The sequence below is a fragment of the Variovorax sp. VNK109 genome (assembly GCF_049445855.1).
Classification (GTDB): domain Bacteria; phylum Pseudomonadota; class Gammaproteobacteria; order Burkholderiales; family Burkholderiaceae_C; genus JAGOCV01.
In genome coordinates, this window is record NZ_JBMSDV010000003.1 from 381,253 (window position 1) to 405,696 (window position 24,444).

Sequence of the window (24,444 nt, forward strand, 5' to 3'; positions counted from 1 at the left end):
GCAGCAGCCTGCCGCAACGTCAAGTCAGATCGGTCAGCCCGACCACGTCCTGCTTCTTGCGTCCGGCCGGCCAGTCGATGGCGGTGAGCTGCACGATCTCGTAGTGCAGCTCGGGGTCGATCTTGTCGCGCAGCAGGGTGCGGATCGCCTCGTACTGGCCTGACGACATCGGCTCTTCCAGCACCAGTTCCACGCGCAGCGTGGAAAGGTTCTGCTGGATGATCCGGTGCTCGCGCACGGGCGCAATCTTCAGCCAGTCCAGTGCCGTCATGCGCACGAAGCGTGACGCTCCGGTGGCCGTGCGGATCAGGCTGCGCTTGCGGCCGAGCAGGTTGCTGAGCGAGGGCACGCGCGCGCCGCAACTGCAATACGGATGAAGCGCGGCGACGTCGCCGATGTCGTAGCGGATGACGGGGCTGGCCCAATGGTGCAATGCCGTCACCAGCACGCGGCCCGGCTCACCGGCGGCGCAGGGTGCGCCGTCGTCGTCCACCACTTCGATGATCACGTTCGAGACGCAAACGTGGTAACGCTCGTCGTCGTGCGGGCACTGCCAGGCCAGCGGTCCGGCTTCTTCGCAGCTGTAGCGATCGCAGATGCGGGCGTCGAGCACGCGGCGTGCGCGTTCCCTCAGTGCGGGCTCGACGGTGGCGCCGAAGGTGGCGACCTGCCGCAGGCCTTTTGGTGGCGTGACATCGGACTCATACGCATCCAGCAGTGCCGACAGCAGTGTCGGGTTCGTGAAGAGGTACACCGGGCCGATGTCCGCCAACCAGGCCGCACTTTCTGCGAGCGTGCTGTCCCCCGGGTTGCGCGCGACACCGTCGCTTTCGCCGAGCCAGCCATGTCCGGCAATGCGCCTCTGGGGCTCGCCCGGGTGCGCCGGCACGTGCGGGCCGAACGATGCCCAGAGCTCGCGCAGGTTGCGGCCCACGCGGGCGTGGTCGGCCCAGTAGTGATTGCGGACCAGCCGCTGTGAATATTCGGTGCGGAAGAAGCGCACGGGCATGCCGGTGGAGCCGGATGTCGAGGCCTCGGTGATCTTGCCGTGCCGGGGCGGCACCACCAGTGCGCCTTCGGCTTCCACGCCGTCGCGGAAGCCGGCGCGCGACAGGATCGGCAGCGCGCTCAGATCCCCGGCCTGGATGTCGGCCTTGGCGGGTAGCCGTTGACGCCAGCGCGCGCTGCGCTCGTAGGTGAACTGCAGTAACCGCCAGAGTTGCCGCGTCTGCCAGGCCATCTGGAAGCTGCGCGGCGATTGTTCGAGGACGCGCACGACGTGGGCATCCATCACCTGCTGGGTTTCAGGCAGCGTCACCTGATACGGCCAGTCCCAGCCGGCGGGCGAGCCCTCCGGGGGTGCGCCTGCCGTGCTCATGTCAGCGCGCCGCGCGCATCCACACGGATCACGCGCTCCACGATGCCTGCTTCCAGGCCGCCGCGCACGCCGATCATCGTGTCGTGCAGGTTGACCGTCGGATCGCAGTGGCCGGGAATCAGCCACACGGTGTCGCCGAGCATGGGCAGCGAGTCATCCACGCCGGCCGGGCGCAACAGGCCGTGCTCGTCGCCGCCGTTGGCGTACTCCAGATCCGGCTGGCCCTCGAGCGCGTGTACGCGCGGCAGGCCGGAATCGATGGCATGGCTCTTGTGACCCGCATCGCACACGGCGTGACCGGCGCGCACGCTCACCACTTGCGACTTGATGAACAGCGCGTGCTCGAACACCGGTTGTGCGGCGTCGGGTTCATTGCTCGCGTAGTCCGCGTCCATGAACAGGTACGAGCCGGCCTGCAGTTCGCCATACACACCACTCGCGGTTTCTTGCGCAAAGGTGCCGGTGCCCGCGCCGGTCACCAGGGGAACGGTGAAGCCTGCGGCTTCGATGAGTTCGCGCGTGGTGACCACGTCTGCCACTGCGCGTGCGATCACTTCGCGACGCTGTGCCGGGCTGCGCAGGTGCTGTGCCCGACCGTGGTAGGCCTGCAGGCCCGCAAAGCGCAGGGCCGGGTAAAGCTGTATTTCCTGGACCAGCGCCACGGCCTTGTCGCCCGGGGGCACGCCGCAGCGGCCCTGGCCGACGTCGATTTCCACGAACACGTCGAGCACTGCCGCAGCATCGGGCAGCACGCCGGCCAGCACTTCCGCCAGGCGCTGGATGCCTTGCACGCTGTCCACTGCCAGCGCCAGCCGTCCACCCTCGCGCAGCGACAGCGTGCGCGCGAGCGCCGCCACGCGCCGCAACTTGGCGGGCGCGATCACCTCGTTGGAGATGTAGATGTCGTTCACGCCGGCTGCAGCCAGCGCTTCGGCCTCGGACGTTTTCTGCACACAGACGCCGACCGCGCCGCCGCGCACCTGCAGTTCGGCCAGCACCGCGCTCTTGTGCATCTTGGCGTGCGGGCGCAGGCGGATGCCGTGGCGCTGCGCGAACGCGGCCATGCGCGTCAGGTTGCGCTCCATGGCATCCAGATCGACCACGATCGCGGGCGTGTCGATGTCGTCGACGCCGAGCCCGACGAGCCGGTGGTTCGCCAGCGTGTCCGCCGGCCACGCGAAAGCGTTGGTTTCAGGTGCTGAATTCGTCAAGGGATTCATCGTTGAGGTGGGCAGCGTCGGCCCAGCCGACCAGGGTCAATCCGTCGGGCGTCCACAGCAGCCGGTTGATGGCGGCGTTGCCCAGTTCCCAGGTGCGCGGGGCCTGCAGTTCCTGGCGGGTGGCGGCGCGGTAGAGCACATCCAGCACGCCGCCGTGGCCGACCATCACCACCAGCTCGCCCGGATGCCGGGCGGCGATGTCGTGGGCCGCGTCGGTCACGCGCCGGCGGAATTCGATCAACGATTCGCCGCCTTCGGGCGCGAAAAGAGGGTCGCGCTTGCGCCAGCGCATGGCCTGCTCGGGCAGTTCGGCTTCGATCTCGGCGAAGGTGCGGCCCTGGAAGGTGCCGAAATTGCGCTCGCGCAGGCCCAGATGCGTGGTGACGGGAAGGTCGAACGCCCGGGCGACGGCCTGCGCGGTTTCATGGGCGCGGGACAGGTCGCTGGCGTAGACGGCGCGCACGGGCTCGTCGATCAAGGCCTGTGCCGTACGGGCGGCCTGCCAGCGGCCGCGCTCGTTCAGGGGAATGTCCAGATGCCCCTGGATGCGCGTGTCCACGTTCCAGGCGGTTTCGCCGTGGCGGAGAACGATGAGGCGGGTGGCGTCCATGACGCGCGATTCTAGGCGCGCGCGCTGACACGGGGGCGGAAGTGGCGCTGGCAGTGCCTCAGCGGGCGATTTCGACGTCCACGCGGCGTGGACCCTGGGGTGGCGTGGGAAAGCCGCGCAGCGCGGCCTCCAGCATGGCAGGCAGCACGGCCGGGGTGTCGGACCAGCGGCCGTCGTGGGCGGCGCGGGTTTCGTAGACGACCTGATTCGTGGACAGGTCGCGCATCACGATGCTGATCTCGCGTTCGTACCAGGGCGTGTTCATGGACATGCGCGGAAAGGAGGGGATGAACACCACCTGCCCGTTGGCCGTGACGACGTAGTCCGGGCCCCGCATGCCCCAGCCCGGCCAGAACGGGTCGTCCCACGGGCCGCGTTCGAAGCGCTGTACCCGCAGCGCCAGCTGCACGCTGTAGCGCGCCGATGCGTCGTCACGGCGCATGCCGACTTTCTCCAGCGCCTGGGTGGCCATGGACTCCAGCCGCGCCTGCGGCTCGCCGCCCGGTTGCTGCGAGGGCAGCCGCTCGAAACGATACGTGGCGAAGGCCGGCGAGGGCATGCTGACCAGCGTCGAGTAGGAATTGACCTCGCTGTCCACGATACGCAGGCCGGAACAGCCCGCCAGCAGGACGGTCACGCCCGTCATCAACCACAATGCCACGCGCTTCATCGCGCCTCCTCGACAAAACCGCCCCGGCGGCGGTAAAGATGCTCAGGTCCGGATGACCTGCAGCCCTGGCAGCGTGGGCGGATCGAAGGTTTCGGTGTCGAAGGCCTTGTCGCCATCCTCGCTGGGGATGCCGGTCGTCGTGAGACCGCGGAAGTCGTAGTGTGTTCCGTCCATCAGGTGAGAAGGCACGACTTTTTGTAACGCGGAGAACATGTTCTCGAGACGGCCCGGATACTTCTTGTCCCACTCGCGCAGCATGTTGCCGACCTGCTTGCGCTGCAGGTTTTCCTGGCTGCCGCACAGCGTGCACGGGATGATGGGGAACTGCCGGTGCTCGGCCCAGCGGATCAGGTCCTTCTCGGCCACGTAGGCCAGCGGGCGGATCACGATGTTGCGGCCGTCGTCGCTCACCAGCTTGGGCGGCATGCCCTTGAGCTTGCCGCCGAAGAACATGTTGAGGAAGAAGGTCTGCAGCATGTCGTCGCGGTGATGGCCGAGGGCGATCTTGGTGCAGCCCAGTTCACCCGCCACGCGGTACAGGATGCCGCGACGCAGGCGCGAGCACAGGCTGCACATCGTCTTGCCTTCGGGAATCTTGTCCTTGACGATGGAATACGTGTCCTGGTTTTCGATGTGGAAGGGCACGCCGATGCGCTGCAGGTATTCGGGCAGGATGTGTTCGGGAAAGCCCGGCTGCTTCTGGTCCAGATTGACCGCGATGAGGTCGAAGTGCACCGGCGCACGGGCCTTGAGCTTGAGCAGGATGTCCAGCATGGCGTAGCTGTCCTTGCCGCCGGACAAGCACACCATGACCTTGTCGCCTTCTTCCACCATGTTGAAGTCGATGATGGCCTGGCCCATCTGGCGGCACAGCCGCTTCTCGAGCTTGTGCGTCTCGCGCTCGATCTTCAGGCTTTTCTCGAGGGGAACGACCTCGTTCTCGATCCACTGTGCGCTCATGACCATTGTCCTGTCTCGACGCGAATCGCCACTTCGCAGTCGTCAAAAATTTCCAGCTTTGCGATCTTCACCCGCACGCCCAGCACACCGGGCAACTGCATCAGGCGGCTGGCGAGCTTGCCGATCAGGCTCTCCAGCAGGTTGACGTGCTCGGCGGTGCACTCGTCGATGATGATGCGGCGCACCTTGCGGTAGTCCAGCACGTGGGTGATGTCGTCGTCGCGCGGCAGCAGCGGCTGCGTGCCGAGGTTGAGTTCGGCATCCACCTGGATGGGTTGCGGTGCGGTCTTTTCCTGCTCGAGGATGCCCAGGTTCGCGTCGAAGCGCAAACCGGTGAGGGTGAGGATCTGGGTGCCTTTGGTGGCCATGTCGATGTCCTGGGTGCTTACATCAGCGAGAAATCGCGGTCGAACTTCATCAGGTGCTGGCCGCCGTCCACCAGCAGCGTGGTGCCGGTGATGGCGCTGTTGTCCAGCGCGAATTTCACCGCACCGGCCACGTCCTTCGCGCTGGACGAGCGGCCCAGCGGGCTGAGCTTGTGAAGATGCTGGAATTTCTCGTCACTGAGCATGTGGCTGGTGAGCGTCAGGCCGGGCGCGACACCGACGACGCGCAGGCGCGGGGCGAGGGCGAGCGCCAGCATCGTGTTGGCGGCTTCGAGTGCGGCCTTGGAAAGCGTGTAGCTCAGGAAGTCCGGGTTCTGGTTCCAGAGCTTCTGGTCGAGCAGGTTGATCACCGCACCGGCAGCATCGCGTTGCGACAGGTGCGCATGCAGTGCCTGCGCGAGCACGATGGGCGCCGCCGTGTTGCTGCGCATGTGCGCGTCCAGCGCAGCGAAGCCGAAGGTCTGCGCCGTGTCGTGCTCGAACAGCGAGGCATTGTTGACCACCGCGTCCACCCGGCCGAAATGCGCGACGACGGCAGGCAGCAGGGCGCGGACTTCGGTTTCATCCGTCAGGTCACCCGGGAACACGGCGCTGGCGGGGCCGAGCACGGCGCAGTCGGCCGAAGTCTGCTGCGCTTCACTGGCCGACTGCCGGTAGTGCACGGCGACTTGCCAGCCATCGGCGGCGAGGGCGAGCGCGATCTCCCGGCCCAGCCGCTTGGCTGCGCCGGTCACGAGAACGGTGCGCACGTCCCGCACGGGGCTGGCAGTAGACATTCGGGGACAATCGGAAGGGTGACGACGACACCCGAGAGTTTAACGATCCCCCCTGTCTCCGGCCTTCACGAGGTCATTGCGCAGGCCATCCGGCAGGCCGGCGGCTGGATCGGCTTCGACCGTTTCATGGAGCTGGCGCTTTACGCACCCGGGCTGGGTTACTACGCCAACGACAGCATCAAGTTCGGCACCGTGCCCGGAACGGATGACGCGGGAGGCAGCGATTTCGTCACGGCGCCGGAACTCAGCCCCCTGTTCGGCCGCGCGCTCGCACAACAGCTGGCGCAGGCGCTTCAGGCCACGGGAACGTCCACCATCTGGGAGTTCGGTGCTGGCTCGGGCGCGCTGGCTGCGCAGTTGCTGGCGGCGCTCGACGAAGGGGCCGTGCGTGTCGAGCGCTACAACATCGTCGATCTGTCGGGCACCCTGCGCCTGCGGCAGCAGGCCCGACTGGCGGCATACGGGGATCGCGTGCGATGGCTGTCGGCCCTGCCTGATGCGATGGAAGGCGTGGTGGTCGGCAATGAAGTGCTGGACGCCATGCCTGTGAAGCTGATCGCGCGCGTTTCGGGCCAATGGCACGAGCGCGGTGTCGTGCTGGGAGCACAAGGTTTCGTGCACGAGGACCTGCCGACCTCATTGCGGCCACCGGTGGAGATTCAGGGCCCGCACGACTACCTGACGGAAATCCATCCGCAGGGCGAGGCATTCGTCGCCACGCTGGCGCGGCATTTCGCAGGGCGGCGTGGCGCGCTCTTCTTCCTCGACTACGGCTTCCCCGAAAGCGAGTATTACCACCCGCAGCGCCACATGGGCACGGTGATGTGCCACCGTGCACACCGGGCCGATGCCGACGCGCTGGCCGACGTGGGACTCAAGGACATCACGGCGCACGTCAACTTCACCGGTATCGCGCTCGCTGGTCAGGACGCGGGCTTGCATGTGCTGGGCTATGCGTCGCAGGCGCGCTTCCTGCTCAACTGCGGCATCGCGCAGGCGATGGAAGCGTCGGGCACGGTGGAGCGTGCCAACGCCGCGAAGTTGATCCATGAACACGAGATGGGCGAGCTGTTCAAGGTGATCGCGCTGGGCACGGCAGAACCCGGCGAGCCGGGGGGCTTTGACCCGTTGGGCTTCGCCGCCGGCGACCGCACCCATACACTCTGAAACCATGATCCGCTGGTTCCTCGTCATCCTGCTGGCACTGATGCTGATCAGCTGGCTGAGCCCGCTGCTGCGGCGGCTGGGCCTGGGGCGGCTGCCGGGCGACATGCGTTTTCGCGTTCGCGGACGCGAATGGGTCTTGCCGCTGGGCAGCACCGTCCTGCTGAGCTTCGTGGCCAGCCTGATTTCGCACCTGATCTAGCAAACCGGAAAACGGGAAGGAAGAGACAGACCGATGAAAGCATGTGTGGACGTGGGCGGCACCAAGGTCGCTGTGAGCCTGGCCGATGTGAAGGCGCTCTCCGGTGATGCGGGAACCGAAAGCCGCCTGTCGGCCAGTCGCAGCGAGCCGACGGCCAAGACCGGCACCCGCGACGCGCTGGCGCAACAGATCATCCGCATGATCGGCGAAGCCTGCGCCGAGGCCGGCGCCCCTGAGTCGGCGCTGCGGGGAGTAGGCGTTTCTTCGTGCGGGCCGTTCGTGGTGAACGGCGGGCTGGTCGAAGTTGCGGCGCCGAATATCTGCGGTGGCATCGCAGGGCCCGCCCGCGGGCTGCCCAACGACTGGATGTCTGCCACGCTGGAAGCGCCGCTGCGCGAACGCTACGGCAGCCAGGTGGGTGTGCGTGTCGAGATCGACACCATCGGCGCGCTCCACGCCGAGCGGCGCTGGGGCGCCCTGCGCGATACGCCGCACTGCGCTTACGTGACGTGGAGCACGGGCGTCGGCGCTGCGCTGTGCGTGGACGGCCAGGTGCTGCGCGGCAAGAACCGCAATGCCGGACATGCGGGCCACATGTTCGTGAACGACGATTCCGAAGGTGCGCTGTGCGGTTGCGGCAACCGGGGTGACGTGGAAGCACTCGTCGCGGGCAATGCCATCGAGCGCCGCTTCGGCCGCAATGCCGCTGCATTGCTGGAAGCTGCCAAACAGGGTGAATCCGGGGCGCTGGCACAGGTGGACGGCCTGTGCCGCGTGATGGGCCGCATGCTCTACAACCTGGTGATCGTGGGCGACCTGCAGCGCATCAGCCTGGGCGGCAGCGTGTTCTGGCATCACCGCGACTTCCTGCTGCCGCGCCTGAAGGCACAACTGGCGGGCCATCTGCCCGCGCTGACGGACGGGGTGGAACTGGTGCCTGCCGGCCTGAAGGACCGCGTGGGCGATTACGCAGCGCTGGCGTTGCTCGACTGAGAGGGCAGCAAGCCCTACTTCGCGGCCGGCTGCGCTTCCGCTGCCACGACCAGGATGCGCAGCTGGTTCGGATGCATGTTGTCTTCGGGTCCGGTCCGCTCGACGCGCGCCACCACACTCATGGTGTCCAGGCTCAGCGAGATTGCGCGTGACTTGCCCGTGGCTTCGGACTCGTCCACGACATCGCTCACGTAGAGCGCGAGGAATTGCGCTTCCGAGCGGCGGATGCCGAAGCACACGAGGGACTCGCTCATCACGTCCAGCGACAGGTCGGCGTCACGCGAAAACTTGAGCGGCGGCACCGAATCGCCCAGGTTGTCGGGCAGCGAGCCGATCAGGATGGAGGTCGGGATCTTGCGCGCCTTGATCTGCAGCGGCCGCAGGATGAGTTTGCCGCCCTGCTGGAAGACGGCCGGGTTGGACGTGTCCTTCAGCTTGTCGCGGATGGCGCCGTCGGTGTCGTTGGCCAGGATGAATTCCATGATGCGGCGCTTCACGTCGTGCGACATGGCACTCTTGTTCTCGCGTGGGGCTTCCGTTTCCTTGCCGGGCGCGGCACGGTTGTTCTCACGCGCCCGCAGACGGATCATGTCCTCGCGGCCGGCGCGATCCCGATGAACGACAGTAACGACGATGTCTTGCGTCATGGCAGAAACTCCCGCGGGCAATTCTAGGGCCTGGGCCCGTCAGTCAGAACCGGCTTCCTCCAGCACTTGCAGGAAGGTCTTGCGCCACCAGTGGATGTCCTGCGCGCGGATGCGCGCCATCAGCGCCTGGTGGCGGCGCTGGCGTTCTTCCTTCGACATTTGCAGCGCTTGCTGGATGGCCTCGGCCGTGCCGTGCGTGTCGTAAGGATTGACCAGCAGTGCTTCCTTCAACTGCTCGGCAGCGCCGGCGAAGCGCGACAGCACCAGCACGCCGGGATCACCCGGGTCCTGCGCCACCACGTATTCCTTGGCGACCAGGTTCATGCCGTCGCGCAACGGTGTCACCAGGCCCACGCGCGCGGCGCGGCACAGGCCCGGCACGCGCTTGCGCGCCACGGTGCGGTGGATATAGCGGATCGGCATCCAGTCGAGTTCGCCGTAGTCGCCGTTGATCGCGCCGCACAGGCTTTCCAGCTCGCGCCGGATGTCGCCGTACGCGTCCACGCTTTCGCGCGTGGGCGAGGCGATCTGGATCAGCGTCGCGCTCTTCTGGTTCTCCGGGTAGTGCGCCAGCAGTTCGCGGAAGGCACGCACGCGGTGCGGAATGCCCTTGGAATAGTCCAGCCGGTCGATGCCCATGAGCAGGCGGCGGCGGGCGTATTCCTCGCACATGCGTTCGTAGGTGTCCCTGGCTTCCTTGGCATGGGTGAGCTCGGAGAACTCCTCCACGTCGATGCCGATCGGAAAAGCACGCGTGCACACGGTGCTGCCGAAGGCGCGGTAGCGGCCGTCGCCCAGGTCTTCGGCGCCGGCTTCGGTCTGCACGTATCGGGCGAAGTGCTGCACGTCGGCTTCGCTCTGCAGGCCCACGAGGTCATAGGCGAACAGGGAACGCATCAGCCACTCGTGCTGCGGGATCGCGGCCAGGATGAGCGGTGGCGGCAGCGGGATGTGCAGGAAGAAGCCGATGCGCTGCTTGCAGCCCATCGCCCGCAACTCGGCTGCCAGCGGGATCAGGTGGTAGTCGTGCACCCAGATGATGTCGTCGTCCTTCAGAAGCGGCAGCAGCTTGCGCGCGAACATCTGGTTGGCACGCCGGTAGCCGCTGATGTAGCCCGCATCGAAGTCCGCCAGGTCGAGCCGGTAGTGGAACACCGGCCACAGCACACCGTTGCTGTAGCCCAGGTAGTAGCTGTCGTGGTCTTCGCGGCACAGGTCCACCGTGGCCAGCGTGACGCTGCCGGCCTGCTGGGTATGCAGTTCGCCTTCGCCGGGCGTGCCGCCTTCGACGATGGTGCCGCTCCATCCGAACCACAGGCCGCCGGTCTGGTTGAGCGCGTCGCCCAGTGCGACGGCCAGGCCGCCGGCCGCAGCCTTTCGCGGGTCGGCCACGCGGTTGGAAATGACGACGAGACGACCGCTCATATGACGGAATCCCAGGGAGCGGACAGGCGCGTCGCCGCGTTGATGATGCCGACCATCGAGTAAGTCTGCGGGAAATTGCCCCACATCTCGCCGGTGACGGGATGCGTGTCTTCGGACAGCAGGCCCAGCGGATTGCGCGCGGCGAGCATGGTCTCGAAAATCTCCCGCGCTTCCTTCTTGCGGCCGATGCGCGCGAGCGCGTCGATGCGCCAGAAGGTGCAGATGTTGAAGGCCGTCTCGGGCTTGCCGAAATCGTCGGCGGCTTCGTAGCGGCGCATGTACGGGCCGTCGCAGAGCGTTTTCTCCATGGCTTCGACGGTGCTGACGAAGCGCGGGTCTTTCGGGTCGAGCAGGTTCACTTCGGCCATCAGAAGCACGCTGGCGTCGAGTTCCTTGCCACCGAAGCTTTCGGCGAAGGCCTGGCGCGATTCGCTCCATGACTTCTCGAGGATCTCGTCGCGCATGCGGTCGGCATGACCGCGCCAGTAGTCGGCCCGGTGTGGCAGCGCCAATGCCACGGCAATCTTGGCGAGCCGGTCGCAGGCGGCCCAGCTCATCAGCGCGGAAGAGGTGTGGATGCGCGCGCGCGTGCGCAGCTCCCACATGCCGGCGTCGGGCGTGCCGTAGACGCGGATGGCCTGTTCGCCCACGTGCTCGAGCTGCGTGAATTCCGCGACGCCGCCGCGCCGCAGCAACCGGTGGTCGTGGAAGGCCTGCGCGGCGCCGAGCACGATGTTGCCGTACACGTCGTGCTGGAAATGCTCCTGCGCCTGATTGCCCACGCGCACCGGACCCATGCCGCGGTAACCGCCCATGTGCGTGAGCATCGCCTCGGGCAATTCACGCTCCAGGCCGATGCCGTACAGCGGCTGGATATGCTCACCACCCGCGGCAACGACCACATTGCTCAGCCAGCGCAGGTAGTCCTCCATCGTGCCGACTTCGGACAGGCTGTTGAGCGCACGCACCACGAAGAAAGCGTCGCGCAGCCAGCAGAAACGATAGTCCCAGTTGCGGCCGCTGTCCGGCGCTTCGGGGATGCTGGTGGTCATCGCCGCGACGATGGCTCCCGTGTCCTCGAACAGCGAAAGCTTGAGCGTGATGGCGGCGCGGATGACTGCATCCTGCCATTCCAGCGGCAGGTGAAGCCGCTGGCTCCACTTGCGCCAGTACGACACGGTTTCCTGTTCGAACAGACGCGCCGTGTCGGCAATGCCATCGGTCAGCGTCTCGTCCGCGCCGAGCAGGAAGTTGTGCTCGCGCGAGAGCACGAAGGGCTGGCTGTTGAGCACGTGCGTGATCGGCGCGTCGGTGTTCAGCCGCAGCGTCATGCCGTCGCCGACGAAGCGCACGTGGTTGCTGCCCTGCGTGATGGTGGGCTTCGCGCGGCCCCAGTCGTAGCGCAGGTCCAGTTTCACGCGGATGCGCGGCGAGCCGTTGATGGGGCGCACGCGGCGCACCAGCGTCAGCGGCCGGAAGAAACGCGAGCGGCTGAAGAAGCGCGGCGCGAAGTCGGTGATCTCGATGCCGTGGCCTGCATGGTCGAACAGCTGGGTGCGCAGCACGGCGGTGTTCGGCTCGTACCACTGGCGCGAAGACGCGAGGTTTTCCAGTTCGATGGCGAATTCGCTGCCGCCCTCGGGCTGCAGCAAGGCGTTGAACACCGGGTCGCCATCGAAGCGCGGCAGGCAGCTCCAGACGATGCGGGCGCGTGCGTCCACCAGCGCGCTGAACGCACAGTTGCCGATGACACCCAGGCCCAGCGAAGGCGCCAGCGGGGCAGGGAAAGCATCCCCGGGCGATGCAACCGGCGGTTGGGCAGCGGTGTTCATGCGGCGTGGCTCCTCGGGCCTTGGGCGGGTGGTAGTGCAGTGCGTACCGAGGCCAGCCATCCGCGCAACGCGGCAGGGCTGAGGCAGCGGTACTGGGCATGGGTCGGGCCTTCGCCGACCTTGATGGCGGCACCACCGAGTTCACGCACGGCAAAGAAGCCGGCCTCGTCGGTAACGTCGTCACCCACGAAAACCGGAATGCGTCCGGCGAACGGTGGCTGGGACATGAACGCGTTGATGGCACGGCCCTTGTTGACGCCGACAGGCTTGACCTCGTAGACGCATTTGCCTTCGAGCAGTTCGACGTCCTGCATGCCGGCCATGGCGCTGACAAGCACATTCCGGCATTCGGCCTGCAGCTGCGGAGCCAGCCGGTAGTGCAGGGCCACGCTCGCGTTCTTGCGCTCGATGACGAGGCCCGTGTTGCGGTCCACCAGCGCCTGCGCGGCAATCGTCACCGGCAACAGATCCGGCGGCGGCAGTTCGAGCCGCGAGCCGTCCGACAGGCGATAGCGCGCGCCGTGCTCACTGGCCAGCGTCAATCGAAGGGGCGAAAGAAAGCCGTCGATGTCCGCTTCGCGGCGACCTGTGACGATGGCGAGCGCCCCGCCGAGCTGGGACTGGAGCGAGGCGAGGGTGTGCACGAGCCCCGAGGGCACGCGGACGGCATCCGGCAGGGGGGCGATCTCCGCAAGGGTGCCGTCGAAGTCGAGGAAGAGGGCGTTCTCGGGTGTGAGAAGGGGTAAAAGCTGCATCTGTAACGACCTTACCAGAGCGGGCGACCTCCGTCAGCTTCAAGAAATATCTCGTTACGGAATTAGCGAGGGATATCCAGCATTGTCGGGGACGCACCGGTTTCCAGCGCGCCAACGCGCGCGTCGTGAATCCGGTTGCCGATCTTCTCGCCGCCCAGCCCCTGCGCCTGCGCCAGCGCCGCAACTGCGGCGGTATCGACGGTTTGCGCGGCGCGCAACGCCGCCAGCAACCGCTCTCGCTGCGGATACGGCTCCTCCTCCAGCCCGAGGCGGCCGCGCGCGTCGCACTCGCAGGCCAGCAGCACATCCTCGAAGCGGGCGGGCTTGCGGAAGGCATCGCACCGTTCCAGCAGCCGCACCAGCGCAGCCGCACCGAATTCGCCGCTGCGGTGGATGTTGCCGTGCTCGCGCGCCACCACGTCGGCCAGTTCGCGGCAATCCACGGGCACGCGCAGGCGTTTGCAGACGTCCTGCAGCAGTCGTGCGCTGCGTGCTTCGTGGCCGATGTGACGGGGCAGCACGTCGGCGGGCGTCGTGCCCTTGCCCAGGTCGTGCGTGAGGCAGGCGAAGCGAATGGGCAGGGATGCGCCGAGCCGCGCACTCATGTCGAGCACCATCATCAGATGGATGCCAGTGTCGACCTCGGGGTGGTATTCGGCGCGCTGCGGCACACCGAACAGCCGGTCCACTTCGGGCAGCAGGCGCTGGAGCGCGCCGCACTCGCGCAGCAGCTCGAACATGCGCGAGGGACGCGGCTCCATCAGGCCACGCGAGAGTTCCTGCCAGACGCGCTCGGCCACCAGCGCGTCGACCTCGCCGTCTTCGACCATCTGGCGCATGAGCGCGAGCGTTTCGGGCGCGAGCGAGAAATCGGCGAAGCGCGCGGCGAAACGCGCCACGCGCAGGATGCGGACCGGGTCTTCGCGGAACGCGGGCGTGACATGACGCAGTACCTTCGCCCGCAGGTCGGCCAGGCCGTGGAAGGGGTCGATCAGTTGTTCGCCCGCCGCGGCTTCGCCAGGCTGCGCCATGGCGTTGATGGTGAGGTCGCGCCTCGCCAGGTCTTCCTCGAGCGTCACGTCCGCCCGGGTGTGGAATTCGAAGCCGTGATAACCGCGCGCCGTCTTGCGTTCGGTGCGGGCCAGCGCGTATTCCTCGCGGGTTCGGGGATGCAGGAAGACGGGGAAGTCGCGCCCGACCGGGAGGTAGCCCAAGGTGGTCATCTCTTCGGGCGTGGCGCCCACGACCACCCAGTCGTGGTCGCGCACGGGCAGGCCCAGCAAGGCATCGCGCACCGCACCACCGACTTTGTAAATCTCCATCGCCAAAGTGTAGGCCACCCCTGGCTGGGGCTATGCTGCGGGCTTTCCGGCCACACGGCCGGCCCCGGAGAAGACAAAGAATGAATGCCCCTGCCGTGCCCGGCCTGCCCGGTGCTACCAGCAACAACATGGGCGGTGCGCGCTCGCGCCGGTCCGAATTTCCCGTCAGCCTGCAATTCCTGGACCGCTGGTCGCCGCGCGCGTTCACGGACGAGCCGATTTCCGAACCCGACCTGATGGGCATCCTGGAGGCGGCGCGCTGGGCTCCCTCCAACAGCAATGCGCAGCCCTGGCGCTTCGCCTATTCGATGCGTGGCGACACGTTCTGGCCGCAGTACCTCGGCCTGCTGAATGACAACAACCGCCGCTGGGCCGACAAGGCGGCTGCGCTGGTGGTGATCCTTTCGTCCCGCTTCATCGTGGCGCCCAACGGCGAGGCATCGGTGTCGCGCACGCACTCGTTCGACGCGGGCTGCGCCTGGGGCTATCTCGCGCTGCAGGCGCACCTGAGCGGTTGGGCCGCCCATTGCATGGCCGGCTTCGACATGGAGCGCACGCGCGGCGCGCTGGGCGTGCCGCCCGCCTTCGTGGTCGAGGCCATCGTCGCCGTCGGCCGTCAGGGCACGATCGACAAGCTGCCGCTCAACCTGCGTGCGCGTGAATTGCCGTCGCAGCGCCGGCCGCTGCAGGACAGCGTGTCGGCAGGGCGGTTCAGGGGGACCTGAACCGCGCGGGTCAGCGGCCCAGCCGGTACGGGTCTTCGAAGGCGAGGAAGTCCTTCTCGGCCAGCGCGTCGTCCACCCACGCCTTGACGCCGGGCAGCGCGTAAACGCGGTCGATGTAGGCCGAGATTTCTTCGCTGACCGGCAGCGCATACGTTTTCAGGCGCGTACAGACGGGGGCGAAGTAGGCGTCGGCGATCGAGAACCCGCCGAACAGCATGGGCCCGCCATGTTCGGCCAGCAGGGCGCTCCACATGTCCTGCAGACGGGCCACGTCGGCCCGCACGGCGGGCTGGTCACGCCAGATCAACTGGCCCGTGTCACCCAGCGACGCCTCGATGTTCATGCCGCAGTGGTTGCGCAACGCGCTGAAGCCGGTATGCATCTCCGCGCAGATGCTGCGCGCACGGGCGCGGGCCTTCGCGTCGGCGGGCCAGAGTTGCTTGTCGGGAAATTTCTCTGCCACGTACTCGGCAATCGCCAGCGTGTCCCACACCACCAGATCGCCGTCCACCAGCACCGGCACCTTGCCCACCGGGTTCACCTTGCCGATGACGCGCTTGAATTCCGAATCGGCGTCGAACGAGTCGAAGCGCACTTTCACTTCCTCGAAGGGAATGCCTGCCTGTTTGAGCGTCACCCACGGCCGCATGGACCAGGACGAGTAGTTCTTGTTGCCGATGTAGAGCTTGAGCATGGGGCCTCCGGTTGAGACTGCCATGCTACTGCTGCGCCCGCCGGCGATTGATGCTTGATGGCGCGCCGATTGATGCGGGCGCGGACCGTGAAAGCGGACGGTGAAAGGCTAGTGCGAGCTCGCGTCCCCGGAGCCGGCGTTCTTGCCATCCTGTCCGTTCTTCGGACGCTCATCGTCGTCCGGCTCCGGCTTCACGATGAGCGGCACCACGGCAAACACCGCCAGCGCCAGCAGCGTGCTCAGCACGGCCGTGGCCTCACGGCCCAGGCCGGCGGCGATGCCGATGGCGGCGGTCATCCAGAGACCGGCCGAGGTGGTGAGGCCCTTCACATGCCGCTCGTCCTGGCTCTTGAGGATGGTGCCTGCGCAGAGGAAGCCGATGCCGGCCACCACGCCCTGGATCACCCGGCTCATGTCGGCCGGCAGGATGCCGGCCTGCTGCGGCACCAGCACGAAGAGTGCTGCGCCCAGCGCAACCAGCATGTGTGTGCGGACGCCGGCTTCCTTGCCTTTCTGCTCACGCTCGTAACCGAGGATGCCGCCGAGAACGGCCGCCAGCGTCAGCCGCACGACGATCCGCGTCGCCTGTGCAAGATCAGGGACATCCGAGAATTCGGATGCAATGGTTTCGGTGATTTGTTGCCAGGCCATGCCGGTCTTTTACGCGGCGTAGCAAGGGCCGTCTGTCAGCCGTCATCCAATTCTGCGCGCGCCAGGGCAACCGCCAGCCGCTCGGCCGCGTCGGCGGGGCGGGAAATGGCCGCCTGCTCGTACAGGCGCGTGGCTTCCAGGATCATGTCGTCGCCTTCGAGCATGACGAGCCCGTTGGCGTATTCGATCAGGGCGATGGCAGACTCCGGATGCAGCTGCAGCCCCTGGTGGAACAGCTTCAGGCTGGCGTCCTTGCGGGCGCCGTAGGTCATGCCGCCGATCAGCGCGCCGACCTTGTCGATGACTTCGGCCTGGAAGGCGGCCAGGGCGACATGAGCGTCTGCATGGCGCGGTTCCAGGCGGATGGTCGTTTCCAGCGTTTCCTTGACCCGCGTGCCCAGGCCCTGCGCCAGCGCCTTGGCCACGCTGATGCCCTGGCTGTAGCGGCCCAGCGCATACGCCAGCCAATAGTGGGCATTGGCGTTGTCCGGGTGGTCGGCTGCCTGCGCACGGGCCCGTTCGGCGACTTCCATGAAGAGTTCGAGGCGCACTTTCTCGCGCTTTTCCAGGTAGTTGGCGTACAGGCAGGTCGCTTTGTTGGCCACGGTGATGCCGGCGCCGCCCGCGTGGAGGCCGGCTTTTGCCGCCTGGTGGAAATGACCGTTGTGGAACAGCGTCCACGCCTCGAGTACTGCCGGGTCTTCGGGCAGCGGCTCGGCATCGCCCGCGTGCAGCCGCGCCCAGTTCTCGCTCACGGCGACGCTGTCGTAGCGGAATTCGCCGTCGTCGTGGGTCATGCTGCAGTCCTCACGGGGTCACCTCGACGTCATACGCGCCCGCCAGCGTGATCAGGTGGCGGCGCTGGCCAGGCTCGAGATACGGTGCCAGCTGGTGCAGGACGTGGCGCGCGCCGCGCATGAGCGCCTGCTGGGCGTTGGCGTCTTCCAGCGCGTGGCGGGGGTCGCGCACGTACTCGAAGCTCAGCCAGTAGGTGAGCACGACCATCATGCTGGTGGCGCTGGCTTCGGCCTCGCGCGGGTCGATCTGCAGCGCGCCGGAGCGGCGCAGACCCTCCAGCAGGTCGCGCACGGCCCGCGTCTTGTCGTTCAGCAGGCGCTGGAACTGGGTTTCGAGGTGCCGGTTCTTGGTCAGCAGGTCGTTCAGGTCGCGGTAGAGGAAGCGGTACTGCCAGATGCGCTCGAACAGGCTGTGGATGAAAAACCAGGCGTCTTCCACGTCGCGCACGCCGGGCGCGGCAGCCAGCAGTTCGTCCAGCCCGATCGCGTAGCGGTCGAACAGGGCGTTGATCAGCTCGTCCTTGGCCGGGTAGTGGTAGTAGAGGTTGCCCGGGCTGATGCGCAGCTCGGCCGAGATGAGCGTGGTGGAGACATTGGGCTCACCGAACCGGTTGAACAGGTCCAGTGTGGTTTCAAGAATACGCTCGGCCGTGCGGCGCGGCGCCTTTTTCGCCATGTTGTCTGCCTCTCTTGCTTTGAGAGGCAATGTAGCGGCGCCGCGCGGGCGGGGGAATTAGGGAAGGCTCCTAGTCGGCCGAGGCCGACCGCTTCCTGCTGCGGCTTGCGGGCGGCTTGCGCAGCGAAGTTGCCGCAGCCTTGGCTTTGGGGGCTGCTTTCTTGGCCGGGGCTTTTTTCGCCGGAGCCGCAGCAGCCTGCTCCAGCGCCGCGACCCGGGCTTCCAGCTTGGCGATCTGCTCCGCGGTCGGCATGCCCATCTTGCCCATCGCCTTGGCGACGCGTTCCTCGAAGATTCCCTCGAGCTTGCCCCACTGGCCGGCGGCGCGCGCGCCGAAGTCGTTGGCCATGCTGGACATGCGGGCTGTTGCCTCGGTGAATTTTTCCTCGGCTGTCGATTGCGTCTTCTTCTGCATCGACACGCCTTCCTTCACCAATGTGTCGAACACCTTGCTGCCTTCTTCCTGCGCCTTGGCAAAGGCACCGAGGCCGGCCAGCCAGATCTGCTGGGCGGAGTCGCGGATGTTGCTGGCGAACTGGGTGGCGTCGGCAGGGCCGGTGTCTTTCGGGTTTCTCGGCATTGAAATCTCCCGCGGATGATGCGTGAAAACGTCCACTTTACCGGTCCCGCCCCGGCCTTTGTAGATGTTGTGGCCTAGAGCCTCAGCTCGCTAAACTCGGCAGCCATGATCCTCGTGACGGGTGGGGCAGGGTTCATCGGCAGCCATGTCTGCGCCGAATTGCTCGGCGCGGGCCGCACCGTTGCCGTGTTCGACGACTTCAGCCATAGCACACCCGCCGCCATCGATCGCATTGCCGCCGTGGCAGGGCGTCGCCCCGCTGTGTTCCGGGGCGACGTCCGCGATGCCGCGGCGCTCTCCGATGCGATCGAACGCACGTCCGCGACCAGCGTGATCCATCTGGCCGGCATGAAGTCCGTGCCGAAATCGTTCCTGATGCCGGGCGAGTTCCACGACGCCAATGTCCGAGGCGTGCAGACGTTGCTGGATGTGACGCGTCGATCTGGCGTGCGGCGCATCATTTTCTCTTCGTCCGCGACGGTCTATGCGCCGGCCACCGGGCCTGTCGGCGAGGACGCCGCGCTGGCCCCGTGCAGTCCTTACGGCCAGAGCAAGCTCCAGGCGGAACGGCTGTTGCAGGGCGCTGCGGTCGACGGCATGGCAGTCGCCATCCTCCGTTATTTCAACGCAAGCGGCGCGCATGAAAGCGGTGCGCTCGGCGACGCATTCACCCCTCAGGGGGACGACGTCGTCTCGTCCTTGCTGCGCGCGAGAAGCCTGGGGATTCCGTTCCGGGTCCATGGCATGGCGTTCGGAACGCGTGACGGCACGGCGGAACGCGACTACGTCCATGTGCAGGATCTGGCCGGGCTGCACGTGCGGGTGACCGACTGGCTGGGCGACCGGCCGGGCCTGCACATCTTCAATGCGGGCTCGGGCCGGGGGAGCACGGTGCTGGAAGCGCTGCGTATGTTCGAACAGGCCTGTGGCCAAACGCTTCCATGGGTTTGCGCGGACCCGCGCCCGGGCGATCTGGCCAGCTATGTCGCCGACATGGGCAGATGCGCGCGCGAGTTGCAATGGTCCGCATTCCGCGGACTGGCGGCAGTGATGAACGACGCCCTGCGATGGCATGCAACGAAGGGAAAGGCAGCGGCCCCGGTGCGATAATCGCCGGCTGTCCATACGCGAGGGGAGCACCATGATTCTGGTCACTGGCGGCGCTGGTTTCATCGGCGCCAATTTCGTGCTTGACTGGCTCGCCCAGCCTGGCGCGGAGCCGGTCCTGAATCTGGACAAGCTCACCTATGCCGGCAACCGGGAGAACCTGGCCAGCCTCGATGGCGATGCGCGGCATGTGTTCGTGCAGGGTGACATCGGCGACACCGGGCTGATCGAGCGCCTGTTGGCGGAGCATCGGCCACGCGCCATCATCAATTTCGCTGCCGAGTCGCATGTAGACCGCTCCATCCACGGCGCGGAAGACTTCATCCAGACCAATGTGGTCGGCACCTTCCGCCTGCTGGAGGCGGTGAGGCATTACTTCAACGCGCTGGCGCCGCAGGACCGTGAGGGTTTCCGGTTCCTGCACGTGTCCACCGACGAGGTATATGGCTCGCTCGCGCCGGACGCGCCTGCATTCAGCGAGCAGCACCGGCATGAACCCAACAGCCCCTATTCGGCCAGCAAGGCGGCCAGCGACCATCTGGTGCGGGCCTGGCATCACACCTACGGGCTGCCGGTGCTCACCACCAACTGCTCCAACAACTACGGACCGCTGCACTTCCCCGAAAAGCTGATCCCGCTGATGATCGTCAATGCGCTGGCCGGCAAGCCGTTGCCCGTGTATGGCGACGGCATGCAGGTGCGTGACTGGCTCTACGTGAAGGACCACTGCAGCGCCATCCGCCGCGTGCTGGAGGCAGGCCGCGTGGGCGAGACCTACAACGTGGGCGGCTGGAACGAGAAACCCAACATCGAGATCGTGCAGACGATCTGTGCGCTGCTGCAGGAACTGCAACCAGCGGCAGATGGCAAGCCGTACACCGACCTCATCACCTACGTGAAGGATCGCCCGGGCCACGACCGCCGCTACGCCATCGATGCCACACGCATTCACGATGAACTGGGCTGGAAGCCAGCGGAAACTTTCGAGTCCGGCATCCGCAAGACGGTGCGCTGGTACCTGGATCATCCGGAGTGGGTGGCGCGCGTGCAAAGCGGTGCCTACCGAGACTGGGTGCGCGTGCATTACGACGCTGAGCCCGTTGCCGGATGAAGGCGGGCGTGAAGATCCTCCTGCTGGGCAAGAACGGCCAGTTAGGCTGGGAACTGCAGCGCAGCCTGGCGCTGCTGGGTGACGTGGTCGCGCTGGGGCGCGACGATGTGGGCGGCGACCTGGGCCAGCCCGAAGCACTGGCTGCGCAGGTGCGGACGCTGGCGCCGCAGGTCATCGTCAATGCCGCGGCCTACACCGCCGTGGACAAGGCGGAATCGGAGCCCGAACTGGCGCGCGTGGTGAATGCGCAAGCCCCCGGCGTGCTGGCGCGCGAGGCGCAGGCATTGGGGGCGTGGTTGATCCACTTCTCGACGGACTACGTTTTCGACGGCGGCGGCGTACGACCGTGGAAGGAAACCGACGCGACCGGACCCCTGAACGAATACGGGCGCACCAAGCTGGAGGGCGAGATGCTGGTCCGGTCACAGGCCTCGCGACATCTCATCTTCCGCACCAGTTGGGTCTATGGCGCCCGCGGCAACAACTTTGCCAGCACGATGATGCGGCTGGCGCGCGAGCGCGACGAACTGCGCGTGATCGACGACCAGATCGGCGCGCCCACGGGTGCCGACCTGCTGGCCGACGTGACCGCCCACGCCTTGCGGTCGGCGATGGTCCGGCCGGAACTGGCGGGCACGTACCACGTGGCGGCTTCCGGCGAGACCAACTGGTACGAATATGCGCGCTTCGTGCTCCGGCAAGCGCCTGCTTCGGCGGGGCCGTTCAGGGTCGACGCGGACGCTGTGCAGGCCATCCCGGGCTTGGCCTATGCCACGGCTGCCCGCCGCCCTTCCAATTCGAGGCTGGACACCACGCGCCTGAGGGACGCCTTTGGCCTGATACTTCCACCCTGGCAGCAGGGCGTCGCGCGCCTGTTGGCAGAAATGAACTGAACCCCATCCATGACCCAACGCAAAGGCATCATCCTGGCCGGAGGCTCCGGTACGCGGCTGCACCCGGCCACGCTGGCCATCAGCAAACAACTGCTGCCGGTGTATGACAAGCCCATGGTGTACTACCCGCTGACCACGCTCATGCTGGCCGGCATCCGCGACATCCTGGTCATCAGCACGCCGCAAGATACCCCGCGCTTCGAGCAGCTGCTGGGCGACGGCTCGCAATGGGGCATCCACATCGAATACGCCGTGCAGCCGAGCCCTGACGGGCTGGCTCAGGCGTTCATCATTGGCGAGAAGTTCCTGGATGGGGCGCCGAGTGCGCTGGTGCTGGGGGACAACATCTACTACGGGCATGACTTCACGTCGCTGCTGAGCGCCGCCGATGCACGCGATACAGGCGCCACGGTGTTTGCGTATCACGTGCAGGATCCGGAGCGTTACGGCGTGGTGGCCTTCGACGCGGCGGGCAAGGCCGTGAGCATCGAGGAGAAGCCAAAGACCCCGAAAAGCAACTACGCCGTGACCGGCCTCTACTTCTACGACGCGCAGGTGGTGGACATCGCCAAGTCCGTGAAACCCAGTGCCCGCGGCGAACTGGAAATTACAGCTGTGAACCAGGCCTATCTGGACCGCGGAGAACTGAACGTCCAGATCATGCAGCGCGGCTATGCGTGGCTCGATACCGGAACACACGAAAGCCTGCTGGAAGCCAGCCAGTTCATTGCCACGCTGGAGCACCGCCAGGGGTTGAAGATCGCCTGCCCGGAAGAGATTGCATGGCGGGCGGGGTTCATCGATGAGGCGCAGTTGCAGCGCCTGGCGGCGCCGCTGGCGAAGAGTGGGTATGGACAGTATCTGGTGCGGCTGCTCAAAGAGGGGGCGCGTGCATGAAAGTGACGCAGACCGCCATCGAGGGGGTGCTGATTCTCGAGCCCCAGGTGTTCGGGGACAGCCGCGGTTTTTTTATGGAAAGCTACAACCGGCTACGTTTTGCCGAGGCGACGGGCGTGGATGTCGAATTCGTTCAGGACAACCATTCTCGCTCGGCGAAAGGGGTGCTGCGCGGCTTGCACTATCAGATGCAGCAGGCCCAGGGGAAGCTGGTGCGGGTGACAAGTGGCGCGGTGTGGGACGTGGCGGTGGACTTGCGGCGCAACTCACCGACGTTCGGTCGCTGTGTCGGAATCGAACTGTCCGACGGGAACAGTCGCCAGTTGTGGATTCCGCCTGGTATGGCACACGGATTTCTCGTGATCAGCGAGAGCGCCGATTTCCTTTACAAGACAACCGATTACTACTCGCCGCAGCACGAGCGCTGCATCGCGTGGAACGATCCAGAGTTGTCGATCGATTGGCCGCTGGATGGCCCACCGCTGGTCTCTGCCAAAGACCAAGCGGGCGTGGCCTTCTCGCAGGCCGACATTCCTGCGTGAAAGGATAATCGTCGATCCATGATTCATCCCGTCATCCTATGCGGCGGTAGCGGCACGCGGTTGTGGCCACTGTCGCGCAAGGCGTTTCCGAAGCAGTTCATTCCTTTGTTGGGCGATAAGTCCCTGCTTCAGCTCACGCTGGAGCGCGTGCGGGCTGTTGCTGGGGCTGACGCGACGATCACGTGTGTTGGTGCTGAGGAACATCGATTTCTGGTGGCGGACGTCGGAGCCCAGTGTGGTATTGCTGTCTCGCAGATCCTCGAGCCTGCTGCTCGGAACACGGCTGCGGCGATCGCTCTGGCAGCACTGGCCGCGCCTGGAGAATCCTCACTCCTGATTTGCCCGGCTGACCACCATATCCCGGATAGTCATGCGTTTGCTGATGCGGTGCGCAAGGCCGAGCCGGCTGCCAGCGCGGGGGAAATTATCACATTCGGCATCGCTCCAACCTTTCCCAGTACAGCTTATGGGTATATCCAGCGGGGAACTGCGAATGCCCGTGGAGGTTTTTCAGTAGCGCGTTTCGTGGAAAAGCCGCCTGCGGATCGGGCGTTGCAGATGATTGCTGAAGGGGGCTACTTCTGGAACGCCGGCATCTTTCTGGCGCGTGCCAACACGTGGCTGCAAACATTGGAGCAGTACGCGCCGGATATCCTTTCCAGCTGCCGGCAAGCGTATGCAGGCCGGCAACATGACGGCCTGTTCCTACGGCCGGATCCCCAAGCTTTTGCAGAGTGTCGCAGCGAATCGATCGACTATGCGGTCATGGAGAAAGCCCAAAACGTCACGGTATTCGCATTTCTCGGCGCCTGGAGCGACGTTGGCAGCTGGAATGCGGTAGCTGACCTATCGGTCGCCGATGCGGAGGGTAATCGCGCGAGTGGGAAGGCTGGGCAAGCACACCATCTGCTCAGCCACCGCACATACATCCACGCGGGCGGTGCGCGACCTGTGGTGGCGCTAGGTGCTGACGACCTGATGATCGTCGATACGCCAGATGCGCTCCTAGTGGCCGGAAAAGACCATGTCGAGTCCGTCAAACAGGTTGTCGCCAGACTCGAGTCGCTGGATGCTGAAGAAGCGCTCCATCATCGGCGCGTGGCACGGCCATGGGGCTGGTACGACAGCGTGGACGCCGGTGAGCGACACCAGGTCAAACGCATTACGGTCAAGCCTGGCGCGGCACTTTCGCTGCAATTGCATCGCCACAGGGCAGAACATTGGGTAGTTGTCTCGGGCACAGCGGAAGTAACGAACGGAGATGAAGTTCTGACACTTGGGGAGAACGAGAGCACTTACATCCCGGCGGGTCGCAAGCATCGCTTGGCTAATCCGGGGAAAACGATGCTCGAGATCGTGGAAGTTCAGAGCGGCACCTATCTCGGTGAGGACGACATCGTCCGATTCGACGATGTCTACGGGCGACAGTGA

The 24,444-nt window shown here is 66.2% G+C and carries 27 protein-coding genes; 10 read left to right on the forward strand and 17 right to left on the reverse strand.

The window, feature by feature from the left end; all coding sequences use genetic code 11:
- Positions 1 to 19 precede the first annotated feature (19 nt).
- Genes ACO2Q9_RS12935 through ACO2Q9_RS12965 form a run of 7 tightly spaced genes read right to left on the reverse strand, consistent with a single transcriptional unit; the run spans position 20 to position 6,000 of the window.
- Entirely contained in the window at positions 20 to 1,378 is a 1,359-nt protein-coding gene (locus tag ACO2Q9_RS12935) for a phenylacetate--CoA ligase family protein (RefSeq protein ID WP_423311978.1), read from the reverse strand.
- Complete coding sequence (locus ACO2Q9_RS12940; RefSeq protein ID WP_423312477.1) at positions 1,375 to 2,538, reverse strand: DSD1 family PLP-dependent enzyme; 1,164 nt, start codon at positions 2,536 to 2,538, stop codon at positions 1,375 to 1,377. The genes ACO2Q9_RS12935 and ACO2Q9_RS12940 overlap by 4 nt, the downstream gene beginning before the upstream one ends.
- Before the next feature lie 31 nt (positions 2,539 to 2,569).
- On the reverse strand, positions 2,570 to 3,208 hold the full coding sequence (locus ACO2Q9_RS12945; protein WP_423311980.1) for a histidine phosphatase family protein: 639 nt from the start codon (positions 3,206 to 3,208) through the stop codon (positions 2,570 to 2,572).
- A gap of 58 nt (positions 3,209 to 3,266) precedes the next feature.
- A complete protein-coding gene (locus tag ACO2Q9_RS12950; protein WP_423311982.1) occupies positions 3,267 to 3,878 on the reverse strand; it encodes a DUF4136 domain-containing protein in 612 nt (203 codons plus the stop codon).
- A gap of 42 nt (positions 3,879 to 3,920) precedes the next feature.
- A complete protein-coding gene (gene ttcA / locus ACO2Q9_RS12955; RefSeq protein ID WP_423311984.1) occupies positions 3,921 to 4,838 on the reverse strand; it encodes a tRNA 2-thiocytidine(32) synthetase TtcA in 918 nt (305 codons plus the stop codon).
- Positions 4,835 to 5,206 carry a dihydroneopterin aldolase gene (locus ACO2Q9_RS12960; protein ID WP_423311986.1) on the reverse strand — a complete coding sequence of 124 codons (372 nt, stop codon included), beginning with the start codon at positions 5,204 to 5,206 and terminating at the stop codon, positions 4,835 to 4,837. Before ACO2Q9_RS12960 ends, ttcA begins: the two co-directional genes overlap by 4 nt.
- A gap of 17 nt (positions 5,207 to 5,223) precedes the next feature.
- Positions 5,224 to 6,000 carry an SDR family oxidoreductase gene (locus ACO2Q9_RS12965; protein WP_423311988.1) on the reverse strand — a complete coding sequence of 259 codons (777 nt, stop codon included), beginning with the start codon at positions 5,998 to 6,000 and terminating at the stop codon, positions 5,224 to 5,226.
- 18 nt (positions 6,001 to 6,018) lie between these two features.
- Here ACO2Q9_RS12965 and ACO2Q9_RS12970 point away from each other — a divergent pair, with 18 nt between their 5' ends.
- From ACO2Q9_RS12970 to ACO2Q9_RS12980, 3 genes are read left to right on the forward strand one after another with little or no spacing between them, the layout of a single operon-like run.
- Complete coding sequence (locus ACO2Q9_RS12970) at positions 6,019 to 7,167, forward strand: class I SAM-dependent methyltransferase (RefSeq protein WP_423311990.1); 1,149 nt, start codon at positions 6,019 to 6,021, stop codon at positions 7,165 to 7,167.
- Positions 7,168 to 7,171: 4 nt separating this feature from the next.
- Entirely contained in the window at positions 7,172 to 7,366 is a 195-nt protein-coding gene (locus ACO2Q9_RS12975) for a DUF2905 family protein (RefSeq protein ID WP_423311992.1), read from the forward strand.
- Positions 7,367 to 7,399: 33 nt separating this feature from the next.
- On the forward strand, positions 7,400 to 8,359 hold the full coding sequence (locus tag ACO2Q9_RS12980; protein ID WP_423311994.1) for an ROK family protein: 960 nt from the start codon (positions 7,400 to 7,402) through the stop codon (positions 8,357 to 8,359).
- A 14-nt stretch (positions 8,360 to 8,373) separates the two neighbouring features.
- Here the strand turns inward: ACO2Q9_RS12980 and ACO2Q9_RS12985 are convergent, their stop codons facing one another.
- The 5 genes from ACO2Q9_RS12985 to ACO2Q9_RS13005 form a co-directional block, all read right to left on the reverse strand.
- Positions 8,374 to 9,006, reverse strand: coding sequence for a hypothetical protein (locus ACO2Q9_RS12985; protein ID WP_423311996.1), 633 nt, complete (start codon positions 9,004 to 9,006; stop codon positions 8,374 to 8,376).
- A 39-nt stretch (positions 9,007 to 9,045) separates the two neighbouring features.
- Positions 9,046 to 10,431 (reverse strand): alpha,alpha-trehalose-phosphate synthase (UDP-forming), encoded by a 1,386-nt coding sequence (gene otsA / locus ACO2Q9_RS12990; protein ID WP_423311998.1) that lies wholly within the window; start codon positions 10,429 to 10,431, stop codon positions 9,046 to 9,048.
- On the reverse strand, positions 10,428 to 12,263 hold the full coding sequence (locus ACO2Q9_RS12995) for a glycoside hydrolase family 15 protein (RefSeq protein ID WP_423312000.1): 1,836 nt from the start codon (positions 12,261 to 12,263) through the stop codon (positions 10,428 to 10,430). The genes otsA and ACO2Q9_RS12995 overlap by 4 nt, the downstream gene beginning before the upstream one ends.
- Complete coding sequence (gene otsB, locus ACO2Q9_RS13000) at positions 12,260 to 13,018, reverse strand: trehalose-phosphatase (protein WP_423312002.1); 759 nt, start codon at positions 13,016 to 13,018, stop codon at positions 12,260 to 12,262. Before otsB ends, ACO2Q9_RS12995 begins: the two co-directional genes overlap by 4 nt.
- A gap of 62 nt (positions 13,019 to 13,080) precedes the next feature.
- Positions 13,081 to 14,340: a multifunctional CCA addition/repair protein gene (locus ACO2Q9_RS13005; RefSeq protein ID WP_423312004.1), complete on the reverse strand. Its 1,260-nt coding sequence runs from the start codon at positions 14,338 to 14,340 to the stop codon at positions 13,081 to 13,083.
- A gap of 80 nt (positions 14,341 to 14,420) precedes the next feature.
- Here ACO2Q9_RS13005 and ACO2Q9_RS13010 point away from each other — a divergent pair, with 80 nt between their 5' ends.
- Complete coding sequence (locus ACO2Q9_RS13010) at positions 14,421 to 15,065, forward strand: nitroreductase family protein (protein WP_423312006.1); 645 nt, start codon at positions 14,421 to 14,423, stop codon at positions 15,063 to 15,065.
- 10 nt (positions 15,066 to 15,075) lie between these two features.
- Here the strand turns inward: ACO2Q9_RS13010 and ACO2Q9_RS13015 are convergent, their stop codons facing one another.
- The 5 genes from ACO2Q9_RS13015 to ACO2Q9_RS13035 form a co-directional block, all read right to left on the reverse strand.
- Positions 15,076 to 15,759 (reverse strand): glutathione S-transferase family protein, encoded by a 684-nt coding sequence (locus tag ACO2Q9_RS13015; protein ID WP_423312008.1) that lies wholly within the window; start codon positions 15,757 to 15,759, stop codon positions 15,076 to 15,078.
- 108 nt (positions 15,760 to 15,867) lie between these two features.
- Positions 15,868 to 16,410, reverse strand: coding sequence for an MgtC/SapB family protein (locus ACO2Q9_RS13020; protein ID WP_423312010.1), 543 nt, complete (start codon positions 16,408 to 16,410; stop codon positions 15,868 to 15,870).
- 35 nt (positions 16,411 to 16,445) lie between these two features.
- Entirely contained in the window at positions 16,446 to 17,207 is a 762-nt protein-coding gene (locus ACO2Q9_RS13025) for a hypothetical protein (protein WP_423312012.1), read from the reverse strand.
- 10 nt (positions 17,208 to 17,217) lie between these two features.
- Entirely contained in the window at positions 17,218 to 17,883 is a 666-nt protein-coding gene (locus ACO2Q9_RS13030) for a TetR/AcrR family transcriptional regulator (RefSeq protein ID WP_423312014.1), read from the reverse strand.
- A gap of 70 nt (positions 17,884 to 17,953) precedes the next feature.
- A complete protein-coding gene (locus ACO2Q9_RS13035) occupies positions 17,954 to 18,463 on the reverse strand; it encodes a phasin family protein (protein WP_423312016.1) in 510 nt (169 codons plus the stop codon).
- Between the two features lie 105 nt (positions 18,464 to 18,568).
- Here ACO2Q9_RS13035 and galE point away from each other — a divergent pair, with 105 nt between their 5' ends.
- Genes galE through ACO2Q9_RS13065 form a run of 6 tightly spaced genes read left to right on the forward strand, consistent with a single transcriptional unit; the run spans position 18,569 to position 24,444 of the window.
- Positions 18,569 to 19,573, forward strand: a complete 1,005-nt coding sequence (gene galE, locus ACO2Q9_RS13040; RefSeq protein WP_423312019.1) for a UDP-glucose 4-epimerase GalE — start codon at positions 18,569 to 18,571, stop codon at positions 19,571 to 19,573.
- Positions 19,574 to 19,604: 31 nt separating this feature from the next.
- On the forward strand, positions 19,605 to 20,681 hold the full coding sequence (rfbB, locus tag ACO2Q9_RS13045; protein WP_423312021.1) for a dTDP-glucose 4,6-dehydratase: 1,077 nt from the start codon (positions 19,605 to 19,607) through the stop codon (positions 20,679 to 20,681).
- An 8-nt stretch (positions 20,682 to 20,689) separates the two neighbouring features.
- Positions 20,690 to 21,574 carry a dTDP-4-dehydrorhamnose reductase gene (gene rfbD, locus ACO2Q9_RS13050; RefSeq protein ID WP_423312023.1) on the forward strand — a complete coding sequence of 295 codons (885 nt, stop codon included), beginning with the start codon at positions 20,690 to 20,692 and terminating at the stop codon, positions 21,572 to 21,574.
- Between the two features lie 9 nt (positions 21,575 to 21,583).
- On the forward strand, positions 21,584 to 22,471 hold the full coding sequence (gene rfbA / locus ACO2Q9_RS13055; protein ID WP_423312025.1) for a glucose-1-phosphate thymidylyltransferase RfbA: 888 nt from the start codon (positions 21,584 to 21,586) through the stop codon (positions 22,469 to 22,471).
- Positions 22,468 to 23,013, forward strand: coding sequence for a dTDP-4-dehydrorhamnose 3,5-epimerase (gene rfbC, locus ACO2Q9_RS13060; RefSeq protein WP_423312027.1), 546 nt, complete (start codon positions 22,468 to 22,470; stop codon positions 23,011 to 23,013). The genes rfbA and rfbC overlap by 4 nt, the downstream gene beginning before the upstream one ends.
- Positions 23,014 to 23,031: 18 nt before the next feature.
- Entirely contained in the window at positions 23,032 to 24,444 is a 1,413-nt protein-coding gene (locus ACO2Q9_RS13065) for a mannose-1-phosphate guanylyltransferase/mannose-6-phosphate isomerase (RefSeq protein ID WP_423312029.1), read from the forward strand.